Genomic DNA, 22,690 nt, shown 5'->3' on the forward strand with positions numbered 1-22,690 from the left:
GGACACATCTGTGCAAGAGAAACTACCTGCCGCGATTCGCAAAGTCTGGACGATCTCAGCATTGTTGACAATTTTTTGGTGGTTGGTCGCCGCCGCTGGATTGTTCGCCTGCCACATCTTGTGGAACTGGCCGCTTTGGTTGTTGGCTTTTCCTGCGGCGTTGGCCGTTTTGCAGCCCATCATCATGCTCAGCCTGGTCCCATACCGCTATCAATTTTGGCGGTACAAGATCACGGATACTGCAGTCTACATGCAAAAAGGCGCGATCATCCAAAGTGAGGAAGCCGTGCCGATCACCCGCGTGCAAAATGTGACGCTATCAAGCGGGCCAATTCTGCGGCATTTTCAGCTGCAGGAGGTCAATATCGAGACGGCTTCGACCAGCCACAAGATCGATGGGCTGACGAAACCGGTGGCCGAAAAGCTCCGCGACCAGATTCTCCTGCTGGCCAAGGAGGCACGCGATGAAGGGTAAGCATCTGGCCCCACTGGCGCTGGTCGGCATGGGCGTTAAGGAACTCCGCAGCGCATTTTGGCCCGTGGTCGCCGTTCTGGCCCTCGCGTCGAAACTGAACTGGTGGACGATCTGGCTCGGGCTGATCGTGGCGGCAATCTTGGTGATCACCCTGATCAATGTCGCCGTGCGGTACTGGTGCTTCACCTACCTGGTGGGCGACGACGGTTTGACCATCAATTCCGGCCTGTTTGAGCAAAAAACCCAGCACATCCCCTATTCAAAGATTCAGACCGTCCAGCGTCAGCAATGGTTTTTCCTGAGGCCATTTGGGCTGGAGTCCTTGACGATTGAAACCGCGAGCCACAAAGACGAGGAAGCCGAGGCCTCCCTGATGGCGGTGCCGGTGGCGGTTGGCGACCAGATCGAGGCACTGCGGACTGGCAAACAGCCGGCGACCGCCCCAGCTGCCGACCCGGAAGCGATGCATACCGCCGAGCTCGCCGAGGCGCTGCAGGCGATGGCCCATCCCGAGGCCACTGACCCCACGTACCAGATCAATGCCCATGACCTCAATTTGTACGCGCTGAGTTCCCTGGGCTTTGTGCCGATCATCGTCTTTTTGTTGGCGCTGTGGCAACGGCTCCCAGACGATGCTGTCAAAGACGCCACCGATGTCATGGCGCACCTGGCCTTTTTGGCCGTCGTGGCGTTGGTGATCGTCGCCTTACTGCTGGGCCTGATGGTGACATACCTCAGTATTTTGCAAAAATTCTACCACTTCACCCTGACACGCAGCGACGACCAGCTGACAACAGCGCGGGGCTATTTTAAACGCAACACCGTCAGCGTTCGCAGCGCCCATGTGCAGGCGGTGCGCATCAAACAAAGCATCTTGCGGCAGTGGCTCCATCTCGCCACGGTTCAGGTCCTGATCGCCAGTAACGCCGGCCAGGATGAGGACGACGATGAGCTCGTCTTGATGCCGGTCCTGCGCGATGACGCGGCGCTGACCACGATGCGGCCGTTCATCGCCTGGCTGCCTGAAGCGGTGCCAGACGTGGTGCGCGTCCCCGCCGATAATCGCTGGCTGTTCATTCGCAACGCGGTCCTGATCTGGGCGGGCATCCTGTTGGCAGGGGGCCTCGCAGTCGGCATTTTTGCCCGTGGCTGGCTGGCCCCCTACCTCGTGCTTGCGGCGCTCATCTTACTCTTCGGCTTTTTCCAAGGCCGTTATGTCAGCCGCAGTGCCGGCGTGGCGATTGCGTCGCCGGACCTCTTGATGCTTGAGACCGGCCACTATTTTACCCGCGAGCGTTTCTTCGTCCGCCGCGCCAACGTCCAAGCGGTTGAACTCGCGCAAAGTATCTGGATGAAAAAGCCGAAGCGCGCGCATTTGACCGTGAATGTCCGCAAAGGCAATAGCAACGAGGCCATCGAGGTCCGTTATCTGGATCTCAAGACGGCCAGCGCGGTGCGCGACTGGTTTACTAGGGAAAAATAAAGCGATCGATTTGGCGGCCAGCGGCTTGTGCGCGCTGACCGCTGTTTGATTCTGCGAGCCTTTTTCGGGACGTGCGAGTCTCTTTCGAGGTCTTCGACTTGCATATCTGCAAACTGGGACCAAGTCGTGTTGTTTGGACCCCGCTGCTTATTGTTGACTAAGTGAATACTCCATAAAATAAAAGCAGTTATTCGCACTTATTTTTTCTGGAGGGTCATCTATGGCAAAACTTCAAGTACCAGGTTACTGGAACGTTTTTAAGGCAACCGGGCTGCCGCCTTTCGATCAGTCAGCGGAAGGTAGCGCGCTGATCAAGAAGTACAATGAGACGGCTGCTAAGACACAGTCAACGCTCAGCATTTACAGAGTTGCCTTTTGGCTCTGCGTGATTATTATTATCTGGAATTTTTTTATGCTCACTTCGGAAACCGGCGGATCACTTGGCGTCGGCTTCATCTGTTTCATCCTGTTGTTTGTTTTCCGTGGGAGTAGCTTCTTGGGACGCCGGGCCAGCCGGGCGCGTTCGCAGGCACGCGAAGATATGATTCAGGGCCGCTATCGGTATACAGATAAGCTACTAAAAGCGGTCGTCCCTTTGACTGTAAATGGTAAGTATTGGACTCACCGCTATGGCGATTGGGGACTGCTCTATGGGTCAACTGGGTGCACTTTTGTGAATCAAGATACAGGCACCTTAGTCGCTTATTCGAATGAGAATATCAAGCATGCGACCCGTGAGCACTTACATACTGGATCATCCACTTCGACCTCTTCGAGTAGCGTTGGCACGGGGACGATGATTGGCGATACCGGTGTAATGGTCGGCGGGTCAACCGGCACCAGCAGCTCCGATACGACAGATTACTATGAATGGCGCCTTGATATCCTAAGCAATTTCGTTGACTATCCTAAGATATCGATAGTGTTGCCAGACACCGAACGCTCAAGAGATTTCACGGGCAATGTCGTCGCGCTCCTCGATTAACGCAAAAAGGAGTAGTCTCACAAGCGATGTCAGCTTGATGGTTCTACTCCTTTTGGTGCGTCGGCGGCGATCCATACCTCGCAAAACCAGAGGCCGCATCGCTAACGAATCAATTTTCAAAAGCTAATGGGCTGCATTCCGCCATTCATCAAAGGCCGGTTTGACGTAGGCTTCGGTGACTTCAAAAGTATTGCCGATCCAAACGCTGCCTTTATCGGTCCGTTCGGCAAAGCCGGCCATCGCTTCCTGTTGCCGCTTATTCAGGGCCCACAATTCATCAGCGCGAGCGGGGTCTGCGTACATTTGAAAGAGACACGTGGAAACAGCCACGGTCATGCTGGACGCGATCCACACCTTGTCTTGCCAGAGATTGTCGAGCGCGTGCTGCAGCTGCAAGATCAAGTCGACATGCCCATCGAGCGCGAGATTCAAGACCATATTCTCCAGCATATCGGTGCAGACCGCTGCGGTGCTGAGGTCAAAATCCGCGTGCGAGAAAAGAATCCGCCAGCCTTCATAGGACAGCTCCCCGGGGAGACTATTGGTACACTCGGAAAAAGCGATAAAGTCCGATAGCTGCACATGGGTCAATCCGCGCACCCCGCGCATCGCCCACTCGGCAAAAACATCGGTGTCAAACCCTGCTGCAACTGATTCCTCGCTGGAAAATCCTTCGTTCATCAGGCGTTGGGCCCCACAAATCCAAAATGTTGTCCTATTCAGATCACGAAGCGCAGCCGGTTTTTCCGGCAAGCGAGCACAAGCCGTTTCGACAGCCTCGCGCACTTCGGCCAGCCGTGCCGCCCCAGTCTTGGGCGACGCTGGCGCCAATAGTTGGTCCAGCTCAATGTAGGTCGACAGAAATGTATTACGATAAAACATCGTGGGTTCCAGCAGGAGCGTTTGCAACAACCCGATTGCGGCGCGGAAGCCGAGTTGCGTCGCCCCTTTTTCAAAGCGAGACTGCGACGACACGGTCCGGTCAGTGATGACGTCCTCAAGCGTAAGCTGATAATGTTTGCGCACCGCTGCGATGGTCGCGCCATTAAAGGCCCATTCCACCTGGGAAAAATCAGTCAGTTTTGGGGACGCCGTCAATTTCAAATTACGCCAACTTGGCCGCCCAACGCGGATAAAAGACCACATGGCCGCCAGATAATCCGCCAAGGCCGGCGCCATCAGCTCGCGCGCCTGATCGATCACACGTTGCGCCGCGGCGGCATCCGTTTCATTCGGCGCTTTCGCCCAGCGATAGGCAGCCTGCGCAAATTGCACAAACGGCGCGCCGTTCATCGCGAGCACATTGAGCGGCCCGGGCACATGGACCGCGATACGTAGCCCGTGGTAACGTGTGGCCGCTGCCATCATTTGCTCGGCCAGGGCCATTTCCCGCCGCGCCACAAGGTGAATCAGCAAGAGGCCATAATCCGCATCCGGAATTTTCGAGTCATTGATCGACTCGGCCGTGAACAACTGTTGATAGGCGTCGAGCCGCGCAGTGATCAGCCCCAACAGATCCTGACTGGCAAAACGCATCGCCGCCGCCATCGTCAATTGATGGACACCAATGTTCCAGCCTGGAAACGGATTGAGAAAGCGTGCTACAGCGGCTTCTTGTTGGTGATTCAAGTGAATGGGCGAGTCGTGGTCGACCGCGGAAATGCGAAATAAAAAGCGGGCATAATCAGTTGTTGGCCGATGATCGTCTTTGTGGGCCGCCTCAAACCCCGCAGCCAATTTTACGATCGCCGCTTTGTCGTGCGAAAAAAAGGCCGTGTAAAGCTGCGTGGTCAGCTGGCCATCGTTATTGTCCATAAAGCGCTTGAAATTCGGCGCCGTGATCTGCAGATTGGCGATGATTGGCACCGCATCCTCAACACTGAGGTCTGTCTCGTTGCGTTCGAACCGCGACAACGCGGCGGGAGAATAATGCGCGCCAACCACCGCTTCCTCGAGGGTCAGGCCACGGTTTTTTCTCATCTTCTTGAAGAACTCGCCGATCGTCATCTGGCTCATTTGCGACGCCTCTTTTTTCGTATAATTAACCAATATACTACAGATGTTTGATACGGCGTACAAGACCCACCAAATGCGTTTGTCTCACATGATTGGCCGGCTAGCTTCCACAGGGCCATCCCTCCTCCTTGCCAAAATCGGTTATAATCATCTTAATAACACGAATGCAGGAGGCGCCTGATGTCCCTCACCATGACCACCATTTCCGCTGGCGATCCACTTGTCAGCCAGGTTCAATCGCTGTACGAAACCGCCTTTCCCAAAGCTGAGCGGGTTCAATTTGATGTGCTGTTAAATAAACAACGGCCTGGCTATACCACCCACTTGTATGCATTCAACGATGACGAGACGTTCATTGGGCTGGCCACCACGATTGCGCGCGATGGCTTGCACCTGCTCGGCTATTTTGCCATCGACGAAAGCCTGCGCGGCAAAGGTTATGGCAGTCAGGCAATCACGCTTTTAAAAGACGCCTGTTTGCCGGAAACGCTGGCGCTTGAGATCGAAACGCCGGACCCCGCCGCACCGAATGCCGCCTAGCGCCTATCTCGCCAGCATTTTTACTTCAAAAATGGCTTCTTTGACAGTGAGATTCGCTATTCAACTTGGGGCGTGCCGTACGCTGTTTTGATGGCCGGCCCAGCCGTTTCTGGAAAGGCTTATCACCAATTCTATGATCCGTTAGTCCAAACGCGTGAATGACGAAACCGCCCGCAGTCGGCAAAGGCTGCGGGCGGTTTTTTGCTTTCCTCGCGAAGCATATATTCTGCACTAGCCCCAATCTACGTTAGATACCACCTGTCTGGGCAAATATCTCTTCCGTCGCGCCATTTTGCGAAGCAATCCGCACACTGTCTTGCGGATAATCGATAAACGCTTGATACGCCGGTGCCATATCAAAAGTCTTTCCATTATCTGGCGATTGAGCGACGGCGATTCGGGGAAATGTTGTCGCCGGAATTGGTCCAATCGCCTTGTTCGTCTGCCAATTGTGCGTCAATACGCAATTTCCCGGTACGATCAACAGACTCATATCAAGGCGGAATGATTTTCCCTCTGCATCCTTCAACGATGTGTGGCCATTCACAACAAGGCTACCATCTGGGTGTTTTAGCATTTCGTCGATCTGGTACGGACTCTGCCCGCCCATTGCACTTCGCAGGCCGAAAGATCGACGCGCAAAGGAGATGCTGAGGCTTCCTCCCGGTACGTCATTCGAGACCGCATATGGGGCATCAAGATCAGCGTAATCGGTAACGTCTCTGACCCGTTCCGTCTTCGCAGCTGACTGCGCTGAACTCGATTGTGAACGGGCGGTTGATGAGGCCGGTTCGCCCGTTTCACGCTGCTTGGAGGCACTTGGACTGACGCTCGAGGAACGAACGTCAGCCTGTTGATTCGAAAAATACTTGCGCGCGTGATTACACACGATCGATCCTGTGATAAGACTCACCAACGCAGCCCCAACAATAACTGCAACGATCCATTTCATCTTGGGGTTTGAATCGCTGTGCTTATACCGTGACATAATCTGTGAATTCCTTTCATGACGTGCCAGTCATATATTCAGATTCAATGAATATCCCTCACCATCGCAATCATATCATCAACCGGTAACCTTTGGCATTAGTCATGACAGCAATCAAGCGTACCAGCCAAATGTTTCTCGTGAAACATTTTACGAGGTAACGCAAAACGGCGGCGCACCCACTTCGGATGCGTCGTCGTTTTTGTCGGGCTTCGATTTTTACATATTTTGCCCGATACCGCTTGCGCTGAAGATCTGGTAATACCGCCCGCGCCCGATCTGGCCACTGGTGTATTTATCCATCGGCAGCTTGGGTTCCTTGAGTTCGGCGAGGTCATCGCGCCCAGCCGCCCATTCATCCAACCGGTATTCGACTGTATCGATGCGGCCCAGCAGGCCATTCAGGCGCAGATCCATGATCTCGTAGCCTTCGCCGCGCCGCTCATCATGCCATTGCTTGCGAAAAACGGGAATCCACGTCGTCAACGCGGTGCGATAAGTCTCAAGCGCCGCGCGCACCGCAGGCAAAGTTCCCACCCCAGCATCGGGCAACGTGGCGATGGCCTGCAGCGCCAAACTCTTTTTGCTTAATAAGTCCGCCAGCAACGCGTATTGCGCAAACATCGCAGCGCTTCTAGGCGTTGTTTGCGCCGCGCGCAGGTCGGCCGCCAGCTTCGCGTACCACCCGCTGATGTCAAACGGCGCCAGGTTGACCTGGTAGCGCTGGAGCAGGAGATCCTCGTAAAGGACGATCTTGCTGGGGTCATCCATCTCCAGGTTCGGCCGGTCGGGATGCTCGAGATTGTCGAAGCGGTCAAACAACATGAAACTCGCCGCATCCTCGCCTTGCATCAGCGAAAATGCGTGGGCGGCTTCCTCATATGAAACCGTATCATGATATTGATATTCGGCAAACGTCTGCAGGCCAAACCACGCGGCCTCCAGTGGCACCTCGGCGCCGTCATCCTCCCACATCGTCGCGATCACCTGCTTGACCCCGGCATCACTGGCCGCCTGCATCCCGGCCCGGAGCGTCGCCAGCATCGTCTGCTGATTCGGCGCCATCCCGTTCCAGGTCCACACGCCGGCCGCAAAGATCAGCTCCTGCTTCAGGTCTTTATGCAGGTCGAACAGTTTCGCATATGGCTCGACACGATCTTTGTAATAATCCCAATAAACTTGGGCGACGGGCGGAATCGAGTCAACCAACTCTTTCGTGAAAACAGTGTCGGGGTCGTACAGACGATGCTGTTCGCTGGCCATTTTGAACCACATGTCACTCCACATCATCGGCTGAAGTCCGAGCTCATCGCACAGGCCCACAACCGTCTTCAGATGCGCGACCATCAATTCAGTTTGATCGACCAATCCGCGGTCATTCAACATTTCCCCGCGGCCAAGGCTGTTCGCCTCGTCCATGCCGATATGAATTTTTTTCGTCAAAAACGGGGCACTGGCTGCCTTCAGGAGGTTGCGCAAAAAAACCGTCGTCTCCGGTTTTTCAACATAGAGACAATCCGGTGCGTCACGAATGTCGTCAAATGCACGCCACTTCAACATCCCCCGGTTATGCGCCAGCGTCTGGATGGCCGGCACCAAGGTGATCCCGACCCCATCGGCAAAAACGGCCAGCGCGTGAAGGTCTGCCTGCGAATAGCGGCCGCGCTGCAAGCCAAAATACGGCTCACCGGGCACCTCAAAAATATCTTCCAGGTACAGCCAGACCTCGTTGTACCCCAAACTGGCCAGACGTACAAAGGCGGATTCCAGCGTGGCCACGGTCGGGACGCCGTTGCGGGCGACATCGATCATCACGCCGACCGTATCATAGCGGGCACGCTGACTTTCCGTGAACGCCGTTTCTGTTTTCGCCCGGCCCAGCCACAGCGTTGCCGCCCTGAGCAGGTCCGCCTCGCTGTGATACGTAACCATGCCTTGATCGCCATCGCGCTCGATTGCGAGGCCCGGCGTCTGCTGGAAGGCGACTTGTACCTGACCGTCGATTCCCCCATCGCGGCCATCGATCACTTGCACCAGCGCCTGCCGATATTGCGCAGGCACCCCTTGCCATGTCACTGCCATATTCGTCCCTCCATTAATGTAAGCACTTTCTCACAAGCAGAATAACACGGAACCCGATGCAAAAGGCGGCAAGCGGCGAAAAGTCGGATCGGAGGGATATACCAAGTAGAAAGGGTGCGGAGGTGCGCGGGATGGTCGAACAGCTAGGCTAGCCTGGCGCTTGGGGCGCTCTCTGCCCCGAGTGACTGGCGTACCTAGTTGGCTCGACCATGCGCGCCGAAGCCCGACTGTGGTGCGAAGCCGAGCGGTTAGGGGTGGGCAGTACACTTTTCGTGATTGGCTTTCCCATATTCAAATCTTTCGCGTTATGCTATTCTGAATAAAATCGTTTGTTGTACGCGCCACAATTCACGCTCCGCGACCTATTTAAAATCGGCACAAAGCCCCCAAAAAGGAGTTCCTATGAATCCATCTCCACTCGCCATTCCCAACTGGCGGCGTAATTTTTTGATTTTTCTCTCCGGTCAATTTCTGTCCGGTATCACCTCGATGATCGTGCAATACGCAATCATCTGGTATCTGACGATGCAGACGGGTTCGGCCAGCATGTTGAGCTTCGCGTCACTGCTTGGGATGTTACCAACGGTCCTGCTTTCCCCGTTTGTCGGCGGATTGATCGACCGGACAAATAAGAAGGCCCTCCTCATTATTTCGGATGCCGTAGTGGCGCTGTTTGCTGTGATCTTATTTATTGCGGGCAGTCTCCAAGCGACTTTTCCGCTCTGGCTGGTCTTCATCAGCCTTTTCATGCGGGCGCTGGCGCAGACTTTTCAGCAACCAACCATTCAATCCGTCTTACCGGAAATGGTACCCGCCGATGATCTGACGCGCGCAAATGGCCAACTCGGGATGATCAGCTCTGCCAACTTCATCATCGCGCCGGCCCTTGGTGCATTCTTGTTCTCGCTGGTCGAGATCCGCTTCTTGATCTTGCTGGATGTGATTGGTTTTTTGATCGGCGCAGGGTTGTTGCTGCTTGTGACGCTGCCGGACCATCATCACGAAACGCGCAGCGAGCCCGTGCATCCCCTCGCCGACGCGAAAGCCGGGCTGCAATTGCTGGCAACACGCCGCGGGCTGTTGATCATCACGCTGATTGGCACCTTATTCACCCTTTTTTTCATGCCGGTGGGCTCGATGTATCCGCTGATGACGGTCCAATTTTTCCACGGCACCGTCGCACAGGCTGGCATTGTCGAAGTCGTGTGGTCAGTGGGCATGCTGGCAGGCGGCTTCATCATCAGTATTTGGAAAAATTGGTCCGACCGCATGCGACCGATGATCCTCTCGTATTTCGTGGTGGGTGTGACCATCGGCGCCGCCGCCTTTTTACCTGGGAACACCCATGGTTTCTGGTGGTTCGTGGTGCTCAACGCTGTGGCGGGCTTAGCGGTTCCGTTCTTCAACACGCTCCTGATGGCGATGATTCAGCAGAGTTTTGCCCCGAGCACACTTGGCCGCGTGATGGGCGTCCTGAATTCCCTGATGAGCATCAGCGGTCCGATCGGCTTGATCATGGCTGGCCCGGTCGGCGATGCGCTGGGCGTGCAAAACCTCTTCCTGATTGGCGGCATCGGCAGCATTCTGTGTGGCCTGTTAACGCTGATTTTGCCAGCCGCGCGCCATTATGACCGCGACCTACAAGTGGAAAAATAAAAAAGAGCTTGTCTCCAGCTCCCGCTTCAGATGCGGTGGCTTCGGAACCAAGCTCTTTTTTATCCAATTAATGGTGCCGCTCGATATGCCCATGCTTGGCAAGATCCGCCTCGATCTGCCGGTACAACGCAGGCAGATCGGTCAACGGGGTCTCGGTGATCTCAGGATAAATAGTCGCCTCTTCGCGCGCCTTCGCCTTGCCTTCTGCGATGAGCCAGCCGGTTTCGGGGTCAAGCGTGTAGTGCGTCGTGTTCAGCCCAGGGCTATAACTTGCGCCACCGGCTAGCTGCAAGATTGTCCCATCCGCATCCTTTGCTTCGTGGCGCATCGTTTGGCGGTTCGCCATCACCGTCACCTGCGTTCCCGCGACGGTGTAGCGCCCCTTGTCCATCACGACCGATGCCTGCTTGTCGCCGTCATCCGTTTTGACCACGTCGTACGAGTAGGCATCGCCATTAGGCATCAAGGTCACGATGCGATATTCCAGCCGACTCATATCCTTGCCAAACGGCGCCAACTTGTCTCGATTTTCCGGCAACACTTCGAGCAACGTGTCATTCTCATCGCTAAAGTATCGTTCCTCATAGGTGTACGACACCGGCTTCTGCTTGAAAAATTCTGCCGTGACCGGCACCCGCGGCAGCTTCGCCTTAGCCGCCGCGTCCGCTTTCGCCTTTGCCTTATTGCTGGCCACCATAGCATCGAAAGAGGATTCCGCTTTTGCCTCCTCGGCCGTTTTTTCATGGTGCGGCCCAACGCTCGCCAAGTGCGAAGTCGCGGTCGGCTCACCGCAGCCCGTCAATCCAGCCGAAAGCATCCCTATCACGAGTCCAGCAAAGCCCCACATCGATCGTCTCGTCATTTTCTGTTCCCCCCAAAAGTTGATCTATTGAGTATATCAACGGAAAATGGGCTCCCAGCCGCATTTTTGGTGAAAAAAACGCCACCCACATCGCGGTGAAATGAGGGCGGTGTGAAGAGCGGATGAGGTAGCTTGGAGAGATGGCGAGCATCGGTCCAGGAACGAGGAATCAACACAAAACAGTGAACCAGTCTCTCCGGTTTTTCGTCTTGCTGTCGCGCTATTCTACATCATTTTGGCATAAATGATGACCGCGACCTACAAGTGGAAAAATAAGAACGAGCCTGTCTCCCGGCTCCCGCTTCAGATGCGGTGGCTTCGGAAACAAGCTCTTTTTTTATCAATTCTGTCGATACGGGTGTATTTCACCATTCTTTGCCAACTCGGCCTCAATCTGCTGGTACAACGCAGGCAGATCGGTCAGCGGCGTATCAGTGATTTCTGGGTATATAGTTGCTTCCTCTTGTGCCTTCGCCTTGTCCTTCGCGACCAACCAACCGGTCTCGGGGTCGAGCGTGTAGCTTGTGGTATTCAAGCCTGGACTGTAGCCCGTGCCATCAATAAGAGCGGTGATCGTCCCATCTTCATCTCGCCCTTCGTTACGCATCGTTTGCCGGTTTGCTGTCACCGTTACCTGCGTTCCTGCCACGGCGTAGCGTCCCTTATCCATCACGATTGACACTTGCTTATTACCGTCATCTATTTTAACCACGTCGTACGTATAGGCATCCCCATTGGGCATCAAAGTCACAATGTGGTATTCCAACCGTGTCATATCCTTGTCAAATGGTTCTAGATTATCACGGTCCGCCGGCAGAACCTCAAGCAACGTGTCATTCTCATCACTATCATATTGCTCACGATAGGTATAAGATACCGGCTTAGTCTTAAAAAATGCTGCTGTTACTGGCACCCGTGGCAATCGTGCCTTGACCTCCTCTTCCTCCTTAACCTTCGCCTGATTACTGGCAATCATGGCGTCGAAAGAAGAATCCGCCTTCGCTTCTTCGGCCGTTACTTCGTGGTGCGACCCAACATTTGCTAAGTCCGACGTGGCGGCTGGTTCGCCACATCCTGTCAGTCCAACCGCAAGCAAACCCATCGCCAATCCAGCAAAGACCCACATCGTTCGTCTTATCATTCTCTGTACCCCCAACAAGTTAATCTTTTGAATATATCAGGGGAAAATGGGACCTTGCCACATTTTTAGTGATAAAAAGGCCATATACACCGAGATGAAATGAGGTGAAATGATAACAGCGTGAAGGCCGAATGAGCAAAGTTCATGCTTGGCCATTCGTCAAAATACGAAGGGCCAGCCACTCAAGTCATTAAGAGTCAACCACGAGCCATCAAAAATTGCTGCAATTATTTAGTCGCAGAATTGATTGTGAAGCACGCCACTAGTTAACATAAACTTCTATTCTACATCATTTGGCGCAAATTGATGTAGAATAGCGGCTTATGACCTCGAAACTAGCAAATAAATAAAAGGATATACGATTCTCCCAGTCAGCGAGCCCCGCAAGCTGGCCATAGCCGAAATGCGCAGCTTCTGTCTCTCAGCCCCACCCCAACAGCCGCACCGCGGCCATAGCAGCGACACCGACGACCACAGTCACCAGCAGACTCTTTGAAATGATGGCCGCCACGATCGCGGGCAACGCCGCCAACGTATTTTCAACATTCAGCGTCGGCCACGCGCCCGGATGATAGACAAGCAATTCTTCGGCGAAGATTGCGGCCAAGATTGCGACTGGGACGAAACTCAAAAACGAGAGCAGCCATTTCGGCAGGCGCGCCGCCTTGACCAGCACAAATGGGGTCACCCGCAAGAGCCAGGTGGCCAGGCCGCAAAGCAGGATGGTCACCAACAATTTTCCGTCAGTCATGCGTCGGCGCCTCCTTTCGCAGGTGTTCAAGCGCCATGCCGATCAAGCAGCCGAGCACCGTGGCCACCAGAATCGCGGTATTGCCCGGCATGAAGCGCATCAGCACAAACATCAGCAGCATCACCGTCCCCGCGACTTCCAGGTGGCGGGAAAAACGGCGTGAGCGATCCGTCACCATTTGCAGGTAAAGCAGGCCGATGAACATGGCGACCACGGCGAAATCCAGGCCAAACGCCTTGGCATCGGGAATCAGACTGCCGACCAGATCGCCGGCGACCGTCGCCGCTGCCCAGATCAGGTACGCGCCGAGATTCGCCGCGTGAAACCAGGCCGGTCGCAGCGTGCGATGTGTCACATTCAGTTTATTCATCGACAACGCAAAGGTCTCATCGGTCAAAAGCGAGCCAATCAGAATGTTTTGGGTCAGCGATTCTTTTTTCAGATAAGGGGCCACAGTCATGCTCATCAAGGCCATGCGGGCGTTGACGAGAAAAACAGAGGCGACGATCGCGCTGACGGGGCTGGCTGCCAACAGCATCGACGTCAGCACAAATTGCGCAGAGCCCGCGTAAACGATCAACGACATCAACAGGACCATGATCGGCCCGATGCCACTGGTGTGCGCAACAATGGCAAAAGCCAAGCCAACGCCGATATAACCAAAAGCGGTCGGCATGACATCCTTGAGCCCCGCTTTTGCCGATAAATCACTGTCCATCACGCCGCCACCTTTCGTTTTTGTCGCATCCATGGTCGAGTCTCGGCCCGCCAACCCGCGCCACTCAGATTATTTCCAGTCTATCTATTTTCAGTCAAAACACAAGCCACGCAAAAACAGGCCGCAATCCGGCCTGTTTTGCGTCACGCCTATTCCGCTCGCCGCTTATCGAGATACACGCCGATGCGTCGGGCCGCTTCCTTCAGATCAGCAAGGCTTGAGGCGTAGCTGATTCGGAAGTGATTTTTCCCGCTTGGTCCAAACGCCGTGCCCGCGCTGACGGCCACCTGTGCCTCGTAGGCCAACCGCCGACAGAACGTCGCGTCGTCTTCGTTGAGCCAGGCCGGCACCTTGCAGTACAGGTAAAATGCGCCTTCTGGTTCCACGACATCAAAGCCGAGATCGACCAGCGCTTGATAAAGGAACCGGCCGCGTTTTTCGTAGTCCTGCGCCATTTCGCGGCCATCGTCCTTGCCCGCGGTGAAGGCTTCGACCGCGGCGTCTTCCATGGGATAAGCCGCCGAGGTGACCGAGGCCTGATGGAATTTGAAGACTTGGTCGATGATCGGCTGCGCGCCTGCGATGACGCCGATGCGCCAGCCTGTCATCGCATGCGACTTGGAGACACCGTTGAGCAGCAGCGTCTGTTCCGGCAACAATTCCGCCAGCGACACATGCGGCTCGCCAAACGTCAACTCGGAATAGACCTCATCTGCGATGGCGAAAACAGGGTAGTCCTTCAGCACATTGGCGATCGCCTGAAGCTTTGGCCGGCGCAAGGTCTTCCCAGTTGGATTATTGGGAAAATTTAACACCAGTGCCCGCACGCTGTCGCCATTTTCATCAAGGACAGCACGCAACTTCTCGGGATTCAGCTCATAGCCATCCGGTTCGGTGTCGATAAAGACCGGCGTCGCGCCGAGCAACTCGATCACATTCATGTACAGACCCCAGGCCGGAATCGGGACGATCACCTTGTCGCCAGGCTGAATGAGCGCGCCCAGGCTCGCCCAGATGGCTTCGGTGGCGCCGACCGTGACGATGATCTCCTCTGGCGTGTAATGCAGACGGTATTTCTCGTTCAAAAAGCCGGCCGCCGCCTCGCGCAGCGCAGGAATGCCGGCCGCTTGTGGATAATGGGTATGATTTTGCTCAATGCTGCGGATGCCCGCCTGCTTGATGTGCTCAGGCGTGTTAAAGTCCGGCTCGCCCAGCGTCAATTTGATGATGCCGGGAATTGCTGAGACCTCCTCATCAAATGCCCGCAAAGCGGATGGCTTCATCGCGAGTAAGTCCGGGCGTACCCGGTGCAACATCGTTTCAACGTTTGTCATAGCGGCTCCTTTCGGCTGAACAGCCTGCGCGTCAGATACAATGATCCTATCATTAATAAGTTACTTCATTTTGGCACGCGTTGCATTAGCCTAGACACGAACGTTGCGGGTTTTTGGAAAAATCGGGCGGGGGTTGGCCGGCATGCCGCGGCATGAAAAAGTCGGTGGCGTGATCTGACATTTTGAACGGATGATCAGCGCCTGCTCAGTCGGTCCCCACTTTGCAAATGATCCTGCTTGAATATTTAGGTCGAGTAGGATACTAATAGAAGTAGGAAACTGTTTTTTATTAACCGGTGCGTGCCCGCACATCGTTATCTTCAACTGGACGCACAAGCTGATGGGAAAGGCCCGCACGCTGCGGGCCGATGGAGGAACTGGGATGCCTTTGACGGATCAAGAAAAAGTTGGGCGGTACATCGATGCACTGCGGCGGGCCAAACACATCACCTTGGAGCAAATGGGCCAGGACCTGGGCTGGTCGAGCAAAACGTTCCAGCGCATCCTGCGCGGTGAAGTGGACATCAAGTTGCCGCAACTGCTCGCGTTGGCGCAGTATCTCACATTCGATTTTCAGGAGCTGGTGCAAGGCGCAGGCCTTTCCGCAAATTTTGTCTTCGACGGCGAGCGGGCGGTGATCAACAACACCGACCCCAAAGACCCCAGCAAGCTTGAGTCAGTCAAAGCTGCGTTGCGCAAGCAATACCGCCAAACGCCGATGCCGGGACTGCTGGCGTTGATTCGGCTCGCCGAGACCTTGCAAGCCGAGATCAGGCAGGATGACGTCAACGCCAAGCGGCTGGGGCAAGAGATCTTTGCGCTTTTCGCCAATGATGAGAAGCTGACCAGCTTTGATTTTCGAATGCTGAGCACGATCGTCGGCTATGTGCCCTATGCACAGCTCCGAATGCTTTTCAGCAATCTTCTCGTCCAGCGGCGCACCGGCAGCTGGTCGGCCAGCGATGACGCCGCCGAGTATGTGATCGATTCGTTTTACATCAATCTTCTCAGCAGCGCGCTGGACACGCGGCAAGAGGCCAATGTGCGCGAGGCGATCGCGCTGATGCACAGCCGCCAGACGCAAAATCATAATTTCTATTATTTCTTCTATGTGAAGATCGGCGCTGTCGTCGCGACCTACCTCGATGGCGATATTCCTGGTGCCACCGCCTTGAAGGACAAGCTTGTGGCCGCGATCACCCTTTTCGTGCCCGCCCCGATCGTCGAGGCGCAACGAATCGAGTTAGCCCAGCGCTGGACGCAACTGGAAAAATTTTCAACGCCCGTGACCGACTGAACGCAAAAAGGCGGCGTAAGTATTACCCGGGAAATAACTCTCTCAATCAGTAAATAGCCAAAATCCTTGTATATCACGTACTAACGATGCACAACATTCACTGAACCACGATAATCTACTGATGGAATGTGCCACAGATGTGCCACCTCAATACATCAAGAGGAGCACCCTTACCATTGCAGGGTGCTCCTCTTGGTGTTTAAATTTGCGGCGGACATTATTTTTCGTGAAACTTATCATGCAAGTTTTCCCCGAGCAGTAGTTTGTCCACAATTCCTTGAGGGTCTTCAACGTCAATATGTTGCCGTTGAAGAAACATAATTAGTTGTGGTAGAAACGTACTAGCTGGCACCGATACTGGCAGACGGATGGTTGTATTCGCATTCGTTACAAGATCAAGAACCAATTCATCTCGCCAAAAATCCCACGGTGAGGTTTCAACTTTTGCAATGTACCGGATGGTAATTAAAGTTATGTCGGAATAATTTACCTTTTCTTTCATGTCATGCTTAAGCAGTTGTGAGAACTTCTCAAAGAAGCGATCTGATAAGATGGTTGCTGAGATATGGGTCCTCTCGATAGTCCAGTAGCTGTCAAAAATAATCGGTAGGACAACAACTAGGCCCCAAAGCATTATGACTGCAAAAAGCCACCAAGGTTGGTACCCAAATCCCGTAACAAAAAGTGAAAAGAGCGTCCACACAAGAACAAAGATAACCAAGCGTTTCCACGAAACTCGATGGCCAACTGTAAACGGCTTTTTGAAATATGGGCCTGCCTGTACAAGCTCATCAAGTGAAATGTTGTATAGATCACTCAACGCCAATAAGTTATCTATACTGGGCAAGCTATCTCTGGTTTCCCACTTGGAGATAGCTTGAGGGGAAACATGGAGTTGATCTGCAAGTGCAGTTTGAGTGTAGTTGTACTTTTTCCGATATAGCTTAAGGATGTCTTGTTGTAACATCGTTGTTCACCCACCTTTCATAATGAACAATAGCAGTTACGACCAAAGTTGGGTATCAACTTGCGGTTGAGTTAAGTTTTATATGCTGAAAGAATTTATTGGTGGGATGATTTGCCATTTTTCTTCAGATACTTGATGGAGAATCGCTCTGAAATTTGGTTTTATGTCAGATTTTGGAGTAACTGAAATTTTTACGGGAAATCCAGGAACAGTTGCATCGTAGACCGCTACATACCAACCGTTCCCTTGCAGTCCACCAAATTTAACATCCTCAAAAGAGTTGCTTTGAAACATTGAACTTTCAATCTTTACATCCAAGTCCTTTAGAGGATTATCAAAAATTAACAGATATTTGGACATTGGTTCCATATAGTGAAGTGCTTCTACGGTAAAGATGTAACTATCATCTTTCTGCTGAAATTTAAATCCCAAGTTCGAAAAAGAATATGATGCTTCATGAAACGTATTTGTTCCGTTGATAACGTCAACCATTTGTTTGAATGCAACCTCAATACCATTCTGAAATAGATCGATGTACAGGGTTTGTAGAAGAATCGTTGGCATAATCGAACCATCTAATCGGATTGGTATTAGTTTAACATCGGCCTGCGCTGAACGCATAATTGTATTCTGCCACTCCATTGTAACCATCTTACTTGAAAGACTGTTTACGGACACGAAAAAGAAAAAGAACTCACACTTCGAAAGCCCTTCGTTCATCTTGTCAATTATTCCATCTCCGGGCTGAATTGACCAAGAATCATAAAAGACATTGTCTTGTCCGTATAAATTGGAAAGTCTAATCGCGATGGGTTCAACTACAGCTTTGTCGAGTTTGTTGTGTGATAAAAAAATCATTTTTCGTCCTCCGGATTTTTAATCATTGTTTTTCTAATCTCCCCTTGCATCTTGACCATATATTGATCCAAATAACGGTGGTCAAGCCATTCTGCAATAGCACGAATATCCTTGTTTTGCCAAGCGTACATTTGGATGATGTCATCCAAGTACGCTTTTTCTTTGTCCTCATCGCCGGCATCACGTGCTATATCAGCTTTAGCGAACATACCTTGCACTAGACTAATCTGGTCAGCTAAACCGTTGATCGAGTGATCTTGATGCTCCAACCGTTCAGACTGCCATTTCTGCCATTCTGGATTCTCAAGCATCAATTCGTTAGGCGTAACGTTCAATGCCTCGCACAGCTGCATAATCGTCTCGGCAGACGGTGTGAACACGCCACGTTCAATCTTGGACACTGTTTGCTCGATACTGCTTAGCCTGCTTGCAAGTTCCTTTTGGGTCAGGCCTTGTTCTTTGCGAATACGTTTGACGTTCAGGCCAATTTTGATTTCGATGCCTTCTGAATTTTTTTCAGACATTTCTTCTCCCCGATTCTTTGACGATTTGAGTCCATTTGAAGCTATATGAAACTGTTTCAAACCATTTGAAGTCCTGTTGAGGCTTATTAAAGCATTGACAGGGTTAATGGTCAAACATTATATGGTTGTGTGACAAGTGCAAACCTGCTAGAATGCAGATACAGGACGACAAACATCATCCTGTTATTATTATAACATTGAAACTGACGAGGAGAAAGGAAGAAAACCTGCGCCGCCGCGCGCGGCGTACAGCGCGAAAGCCGCTAGCGAGAGCGGCGGCGGTCGGCGTTAGCCGGCCGCCACAAGCCCCCAGTATCTAATAGGGGGGCAGAGACAGGAATGTATTAACAAAAACACAGGGTAGAAATGCCGTAGGCAAGGCATTCCCCGTAGAGACAGAGTGTCAACAGGCTAAAAAAGCTGTAAACACCAGAAAACAAAGGAGAGACGCTAATGCAAAATGATTTGACTGCGGGAATCGTGGTCACTGATTGGTTAGGCAAGTTCTGGGACTTGATGGCCGAGCAGAAATTGACGCAACAACAAGTGGCCGATAAGGTCGGGATTACCCGCGGTTACCTGAATCAGCTACTTGGTGGCAAAAGACCGCTAAATGAAAATATGCGACGCCAGCTGATGTGTGCTTATCGTGAGCTATCCGGTGACGAAGCACTGACCATGTGGATCGACTATGTCCGCATTCGCTTCCCCACCCACGATGCTATCCCCATCATGACCGAGTTGTTGCAAATCAAGCCAATATTCTTCGCACCGGACAACTGGGGCTTTTACGGCTACACTGGTAAGTTTGAACACGGCGCGATGCAAATATTCACTTCACCAGAAGATGACGATCGCGGTACGCTACTGGAACTGAAAGGTGAAGGCTGTCGCGAATTTGAGTGTCTGCTACTCGCCCAACATCGCAGCTGGTATGACTTCTTTGAAAAGGCAAATGAACTCGGTGGTCATTACAATCGAATCGACCTTGCTATCAATGATTATGTAGATATGCTACCGGTGCAATACTTTATTGATAAGTGTGATCGCGACGAATTTACCTCAATTTTTCGACGCATTCATAAAGACGCCAATAAAGAACACGGCGTCATTGGTCGCACACTGTACATTGGTTCGAGAAAAAGCCAATTCTACATGTGCCTGTACCAAAAAGACGCCGAACAGTTTTTCAAATATGGCACACCTCTAGATCAAACGCCAATCAAAAACCGCTTTGAGCTACGCCTGGCTGATGAACGGGCAACAAAGGCGATTGAGGCGTTGTTAAACGAACGCGACCCTGCCAAGGTGATATTTGGCATCATCAATCGCTATGTGCGCTTCTTAAAGCCCAATGGTAAGGCTAGAGCAAGCTGGCCGTTAGACGACCTCTGGGCGAATTTTATCGGCAAATACGGTGAGAAGCTTCGGCTAACAACCGAACCGGAGCCATTCTCGATCAAGCGCACCTACAATTGGATTGAGAAGCAAGTCGCACCAACCTTGAAGATGTTACTCGCCTATGATTCAGCCACCGCCCAAGACATTTTGATGACGATGATCGCCAACGCTAAAATCACACAAAAGGAGATGAGCATTCTACAAGCGATGCTCGCATCAACCGAAGAAATGATTATCCCAAGTGAGGAATCAAAAAAGAGCGACTACGCCGACCAAAGCAAGTAGTCACCCTTCACAGATAAAATATGGGTTCTATCTGGTTTGATTATCTCACTCCCACCAAACTTTAGGAAGTGATTTGATTGAATATTAACGTACCAGCACAGCCAGTCTTCCTTACGATGACAAGAGCTGACCTTATCAAGCTGGGATACAGTCCAGCGCAAGCAAGTCGTATCATCAAAATGGCAAAAGAGTTGTTGCTCAAACGTGGCCTTGGATGGTACGGTAAGAAAGGCGTAGACCGTGTTCCAGTGGAAGCAGTAGACGCAGTATTAGGCTTGAAACTAAGCCAACTTGAGGGTGCACCAAGTGGCCTTTCCGCAGTTAAGGAGGAACTATCTTGACTACGAAAGACCCAATTACAAAACAAGCGGACGGCACTTTTAGCTTCCGCGTGAGCTTAGGAACTGACAAACGGACTGGCAAGCGAATTCAAAAACGCGCCAGCGGCTTCAAAACGAAAACGGAGGCGAAAAAAGCACGAGTTGCAATGTTGGCGGCGGGGATCGCCGATGATGAGGACATCAAGAAGACGAAGTTTGGCGAGTTCATGGAGGACGTGTTCAAACCTTGGTACAAAACCCAAGTGAAACCACGCACCTACCGCCAACGGTTAGTTTTGATGAACACCGATTATCTGACTAGGTTCAACGACATTATCATTAACCAAATTCGGCCGATTGATGTGCAACATTGGCAAGTCAGCGTACTCAAAGACTGTAAGCAATCCTATGCGCGTACCATCAACATTATGTTAGGCCAAGTGCTTGAACGTGCTAAGGCGCTTGGTATCATCACTGAAAATCCTGTGCGGATTGTTGGCCTTATCAAAAAGAAGAAAGCAAAAATCCAGTTCTGGACGCAAGCTGACTTTCAAAAGGTACTTGCCAAGACGAACACAGACACGTATACGGGCCGCTTTGATTACACAATGTTGTGGTTCATGTTCATGTCTGGCTTACGTAGCGGTGAAGCACGGGCGTTGAAGTGGACAGACGTTGATCTCGAAGCTAAGACCGTGAACGTCAATAAGACGATGGATTATCACAACCGTAACTGGTTTGAGACGCCAGCACCAAAGACCGCCGCTAGTCGCCGTACCGTGGCTCTTGATGATGATACCGTTGCGTGCTTAGGCGCGTGGCAGGACGCACAAGCGGTAATGGTGAATTCCGAGTGGGTATTCTCACTTAATGGAATTCCGTGCTCCGACCAGCAATTTATCGCCATTGTGGACACTTACAGCGATGCGGCCAAGGTTCAGCGAATTACCGTACACGGCCTCCGCCACTCGCATGTGTCGCTGTTGATCAGCCTCGGTGAAAACCCACTCCAGATCAAAGAACGTCTGGGGCATGAGGACATCGAAACGACGCTCGGCACTTACGGTCATCTCTACCCCAACAGTATCTTTGAAGTCGCAAAAAAGCTCAACGGGATATTCTCCAAGGAGGTGCCCGATGAGCCAAAATAATTTGAAAAGGGTCAAAACTGTGCCACCGTAAAATCGGTGGTGCTAGAAACGTTGATACCACGGGACAGGCGCGAAATGCGCGATTGTTCCCGGGAAATAGCCAGGTGACTTGCGCCGTCTTTGTTTGGCGATAGCCTATTTGAGTAGTGTTTCCAGGGCGGCCGCAAACCGCGGTGTCCAGATATCACGGTACCCCATCATCGTCGGATGGGCATCATCGAGCATGCTGGCAGGTTGGGCGGCCGTCTCTTCGGCCACCGCGGCATCCCCATGCAAGTCGAGGATGGCGAAGTGCCACTTGGCCTGCAACGCGATCAATTTTTCAACTAATTCTGTGTAGTCGGTCTCTGCCGGGTCGCGCAGGCAGGTATAGAACAGCACGGGGCAATCCCAGTGCGCCTTTGCGTACGCCAAAATAAATTCGATGGCACCAATCGTCGTGTGCGGGTCAAACGCGTCGGCGGAAGATCCGTCGGCGATCGCGCCAACCGGGCAGCCCCGGCGGCCATCATTGGTGGACAGCTGAACCACCAGCGCGGCAAAATGCTGGGCGGTCGGAATGTCGCGCTTGAGCCGAGCAATGTAGGAAGCGTCATCCGCATCCGCCAGCGTGGTCCCATTGACCGCCGACTTCACGGCCTCGACGCCATATTGGGCCGCCAAGAAATCCACGTAGGAACGGTCAAGCGACCCCGCACCCAGCGTGATCGACGACCCGAGAAACGCGATCGGCGCACCCTCCAAGCTAGTTCCTAGATGTTTCTCGGCATTTTCCGGCAAAAATTGCGCCGCGTTGCCCGGCAGATCCTTTAGTTCTGTCATTCACCCATCTCCTTGATATTGTCACCATGACTAT

Annotated in this window: 21 protein-coding genes; 9 read left to right on the forward strand and 12 right to left on the reverse strand. The window is 52.7% G+C overall.

Translation table 11 applies throughout. The annotated features are described in order from the left end of the window. Window positions 1-10: 10 nt before the first annotated feature. The 3 genes from EKM95_RS05790 (at window position 11) to EKM95_RS05800 (ending at window position 2,943) form a co-directional block, all read left to right on the forward strand. Complete coding sequence (locus EKM95_RS05790) at window positions 11-475, forward strand: PH domain-containing protein (protein ID WP_225423190.1); 465 nt, start codon at window positions 11-13, stop codon at window positions 473-475. Beyond that, window positions 465-1,958, forward strand: a complete 1,494-nt coding sequence (locus tag EKM95_RS05795) for a PH domain-containing protein (RefSeq protein WP_125696907.1) — start codon at window positions 465-467, stop codon at window positions 1,956-1,958. Before EKM95_RS05790 ends, EKM95_RS05795 begins: the two co-directional genes overlap by 11 nt. 220 nt (window positions 1,959-2,178) lie before the next feature. Next, the gene (locus tag EKM95_RS05800) at window positions 2,179-2,943 is read left to right on the forward strand and encodes a hypothetical protein (RefSeq protein WP_125696908.1); all 765 of its coding nucleotides are present in this window, start codon (window positions 2,179-2,181) and stop codon (window positions 2,941-2,943) included. Between the two features lie 123 nt (window positions 2,944-3,066). On the opposite strand, the gene EKM95_RS05805 is transcribed toward EKM95_RS05800, so the two are convergent. After that, the gene (locus EKM95_RS05805; protein ID WP_125696909.1) at window positions 3,067-4,959 is read right to left on the reverse strand and encodes a helix-turn-helix domain-containing protein; all 1,893 of its coding nucleotides are present in this window, start codon (window positions 4,957-4,959) and stop codon (window positions 3,067-3,069) included. Window positions 4,960-5,139: 180 nt separating this feature from the next. Between EKM95_RS05805 and EKM95_RS05810 the strand changes: the two genes are divergently transcribed. Beyond that, window positions 5,140-5,499: a GNAT family N-acetyltransferase gene (locus EKM95_RS05810; protein ID WP_125696910.1), complete on the forward strand. Its 360-nt coding sequence runs from the start codon at window positions 5,140-5,142 to the stop codon at window positions 5,497-5,499. A gap of 247 nt (window positions 5,500-5,746) precedes the next feature. Here EKM95_RS05810 and EKM95_RS05815 read toward each other — a convergent pair whose 3' ends face one another. Together EKM95_RS05815 and EKM95_RS05820 are read right to left on the reverse strand one after the other, a co-directional pair. Beyond that, window positions 5,747-6,451, reverse strand: coding sequence for a hypothetical protein (locus EKM95_RS05815; RefSeq protein ID WP_164510104.1), 705 nt, complete (start codon window positions 6,449-6,451; stop codon window positions 5,747-5,749). Between the two features lie 255 nt (window positions 6,452-6,706). Next, on the reverse strand, window positions 6,707-8,569 hold the full coding sequence (locus EKM95_RS05820) for a beta-N-acetylhexosaminidase (protein WP_125696912.1): 1,863 nt from the start codon (window positions 8,567-8,569) through the stop codon (window positions 6,707-6,709). Between the two features lie 402 nt (window positions 8,570-8,971). On the opposite strand from EKM95_RS05820, the gene EKM95_RS05825 reads away from it, so the two are divergent. Next, window positions 8,972-10,225 (forward strand): MFS transporter, encoded by a 1,254-nt coding sequence (locus tag EKM95_RS05825; protein ID WP_125696913.1) that lies wholly within the window; start codon window positions 8,972-8,974, stop codon window positions 10,223-10,225. Window positions 10,226-10,292: 67 nt separating this feature from the next. On the opposite strand, the gene EKM95_RS05830 is transcribed toward EKM95_RS05825, so the two are convergent. The 5 genes from EKM95_RS05830 to EKM95_RS05850 all read right to left on the reverse strand — a co-directional run bounded on the left by EKM95_RS05830 (window position 10,293) and on the right by EKM95_RS05850 (window position 15,031). Next, complete coding sequence (locus EKM95_RS05830; RefSeq protein ID WP_125696914.1) at window positions 10,293-11,087, reverse strand: hypothetical protein; 795 nt, start codon at window positions 11,085-11,087, stop codon at window positions 10,293-10,295. Between the two features lie 340 nt (window positions 11,088-11,427). Continuing rightward, window positions 11,428-12,228: a hypothetical protein gene (locus tag EKM95_RS05835; RefSeq protein WP_125696915.1), complete on the reverse strand. Its 801-nt coding sequence runs from the start codon at window positions 12,226-12,228 to the stop codon at window positions 11,428-11,430. Window positions 12,229-12,649: 421 nt separating this feature from the next. Then, on the reverse strand, window positions 12,650-12,979 hold the full coding sequence (locus EKM95_RS05840; RefSeq protein WP_125696916.1) for an AzlD domain-containing protein: 330 nt from the start codon (window positions 12,977-12,979) through the stop codon (window positions 12,650-12,652). Then, the gene (locus EKM95_RS05845) at window positions 12,972-13,697 is read right to left on the reverse strand and encodes an AzlC family ABC transporter permease (protein ID WP_125696917.1); all 726 of its coding nucleotides are present in this window, start codon (window positions 13,695-13,697) and stop codon (window positions 12,972-12,974) included. Before EKM95_RS05845 ends, EKM95_RS05840 begins: the two co-directional genes overlap by 8 nt. A 149-nt stretch (window positions 13,698-13,846) precedes the next feature. Beyond that, window positions 13,847-15,031, reverse strand: coding sequence for an aminotransferase class I/II-fold pyridoxal phosphate-dependent enzyme (locus EKM95_RS05850; RefSeq protein ID WP_125696918.1), 1,185 nt, complete (start codon window positions 15,029-15,031; stop codon window positions 13,847-13,849). 382 nt (window positions 15,032-15,413) lie between these two features. On the opposite strand from EKM95_RS05850, the gene EKM95_RS05855 reads away from it, so the two are divergent. Then, window positions 15,414-16,328 carry a helix-turn-helix domain-containing protein gene (locus tag EKM95_RS05855; RefSeq protein ID WP_164510105.1) on the forward strand — a complete coding sequence of 305 codons (915 nt, stop codon included), beginning with the start codon at window positions 15,414-15,416 and terminating at the stop codon, window positions 16,326-16,328. A 217-nt stretch (window positions 16,329-16,545) separates the two neighbouring features. Here EKM95_RS05855 and EKM95_RS05860 read toward each other — a convergent pair whose 3' ends face one another. From EKM95_RS05860 to EKM95_RS05870, 3 genes are all read right to left on the reverse strand, one after another. Beyond that, the gene (locus EKM95_RS05860; RefSeq protein ID WP_125696920.1) at window positions 16,546-17,295 is read right to left on the reverse strand and encodes a helix-turn-helix transcriptional regulator; all 750 of its coding nucleotides are present in this window, start codon (window positions 17,293-17,295) and stop codon (window positions 16,546-16,548) included. A 78-nt stretch (window positions 17,296-17,373) separates the two neighbouring features. After that, the gene (locus EKM95_RS05865; RefSeq protein ID WP_125696921.1) at window positions 17,374-18,153 is read right to left on the reverse strand and encodes a toll/interleukin-1 receptor domain-containing protein; all 780 of its coding nucleotides are present in this window, start codon (window positions 18,151-18,153) and stop codon (window positions 17,374-17,376) included. Further along, window positions 18,150-18,677, reverse strand: coding sequence for a helix-turn-helix domain-containing protein (locus EKM95_RS05870; protein WP_051975773.1), 528 nt, complete (start codon window positions 18,675-18,677; stop codon window positions 18,150-18,152). The genes EKM95_RS05865 and EKM95_RS05870 overlap by 4 nt, the downstream gene beginning before the upstream one ends. A gap of 453 nt (window positions 18,678-19,130) precedes the next feature. On the opposite strand from EKM95_RS05870, the gene EKM95_RS05875 reads away from it, so the two are divergent. The 3 genes from EKM95_RS05875 (at window position 19,131) to EKM95_RS05885 (ending at window position 21,834) form a co-directional block, all read left to right on the forward strand. After that, window positions 19,131-20,363, forward strand: a complete 1,233-nt coding sequence (locus EKM95_RS05875; RefSeq protein WP_087907878.1) for a replication initiation factor domain-containing protein — start codon at window positions 19,131-19,133, stop codon at window positions 20,361-20,363. A 77-nt stretch (window positions 20,364-20,440) separates the two neighbouring features. Beyond that, complete coding sequence (locus tag EKM95_RS05880; RefSeq protein WP_225423192.1) at window positions 20,441-20,704, forward strand: DUF3173 family protein; 264 nt, start codon at window positions 20,441-20,443, stop codon at window positions 20,702-20,704. Continuing rightward, window positions 20,701-21,834 carry a site-specific integrase gene (locus EKM95_RS05885; RefSeq protein WP_125696922.1) on the forward strand — a complete coding sequence of 378 codons (1,134 nt, stop codon included), beginning with the start codon at window positions 20,701-20,703 and terminating at the stop codon, window positions 21,832-21,834. The genes EKM95_RS05880 and EKM95_RS05885 overlap by 4 nt, the downstream gene beginning before the upstream one ends. Window positions 21,835-21,969: 135 nt before the next feature. On the opposite strand, the gene EKM95_RS05890 is transcribed toward EKM95_RS05885, so the two are convergent. Beyond that, complete coding sequence (locus tag EKM95_RS05890) at window positions 21,970-22,656, reverse strand: SGNH/GDSL hydrolase family protein (protein ID WP_125696923.1); 687 nt, start codon at window positions 22,654-22,656, stop codon at window positions 21,970-21,972. Between the last annotated feature and the right edge of the window lie 34 nt (window positions 22,657-22,690).

This window comes from Lacticaseibacillus yichunensis (assembly GCF_003946405.1).
Lineage (GTDB): Bacteria > Bacillota > Bacilli > Lactobacillales > Lactobacillaceae > Lacticaseibacillus > Lacticaseibacillus yichunensis.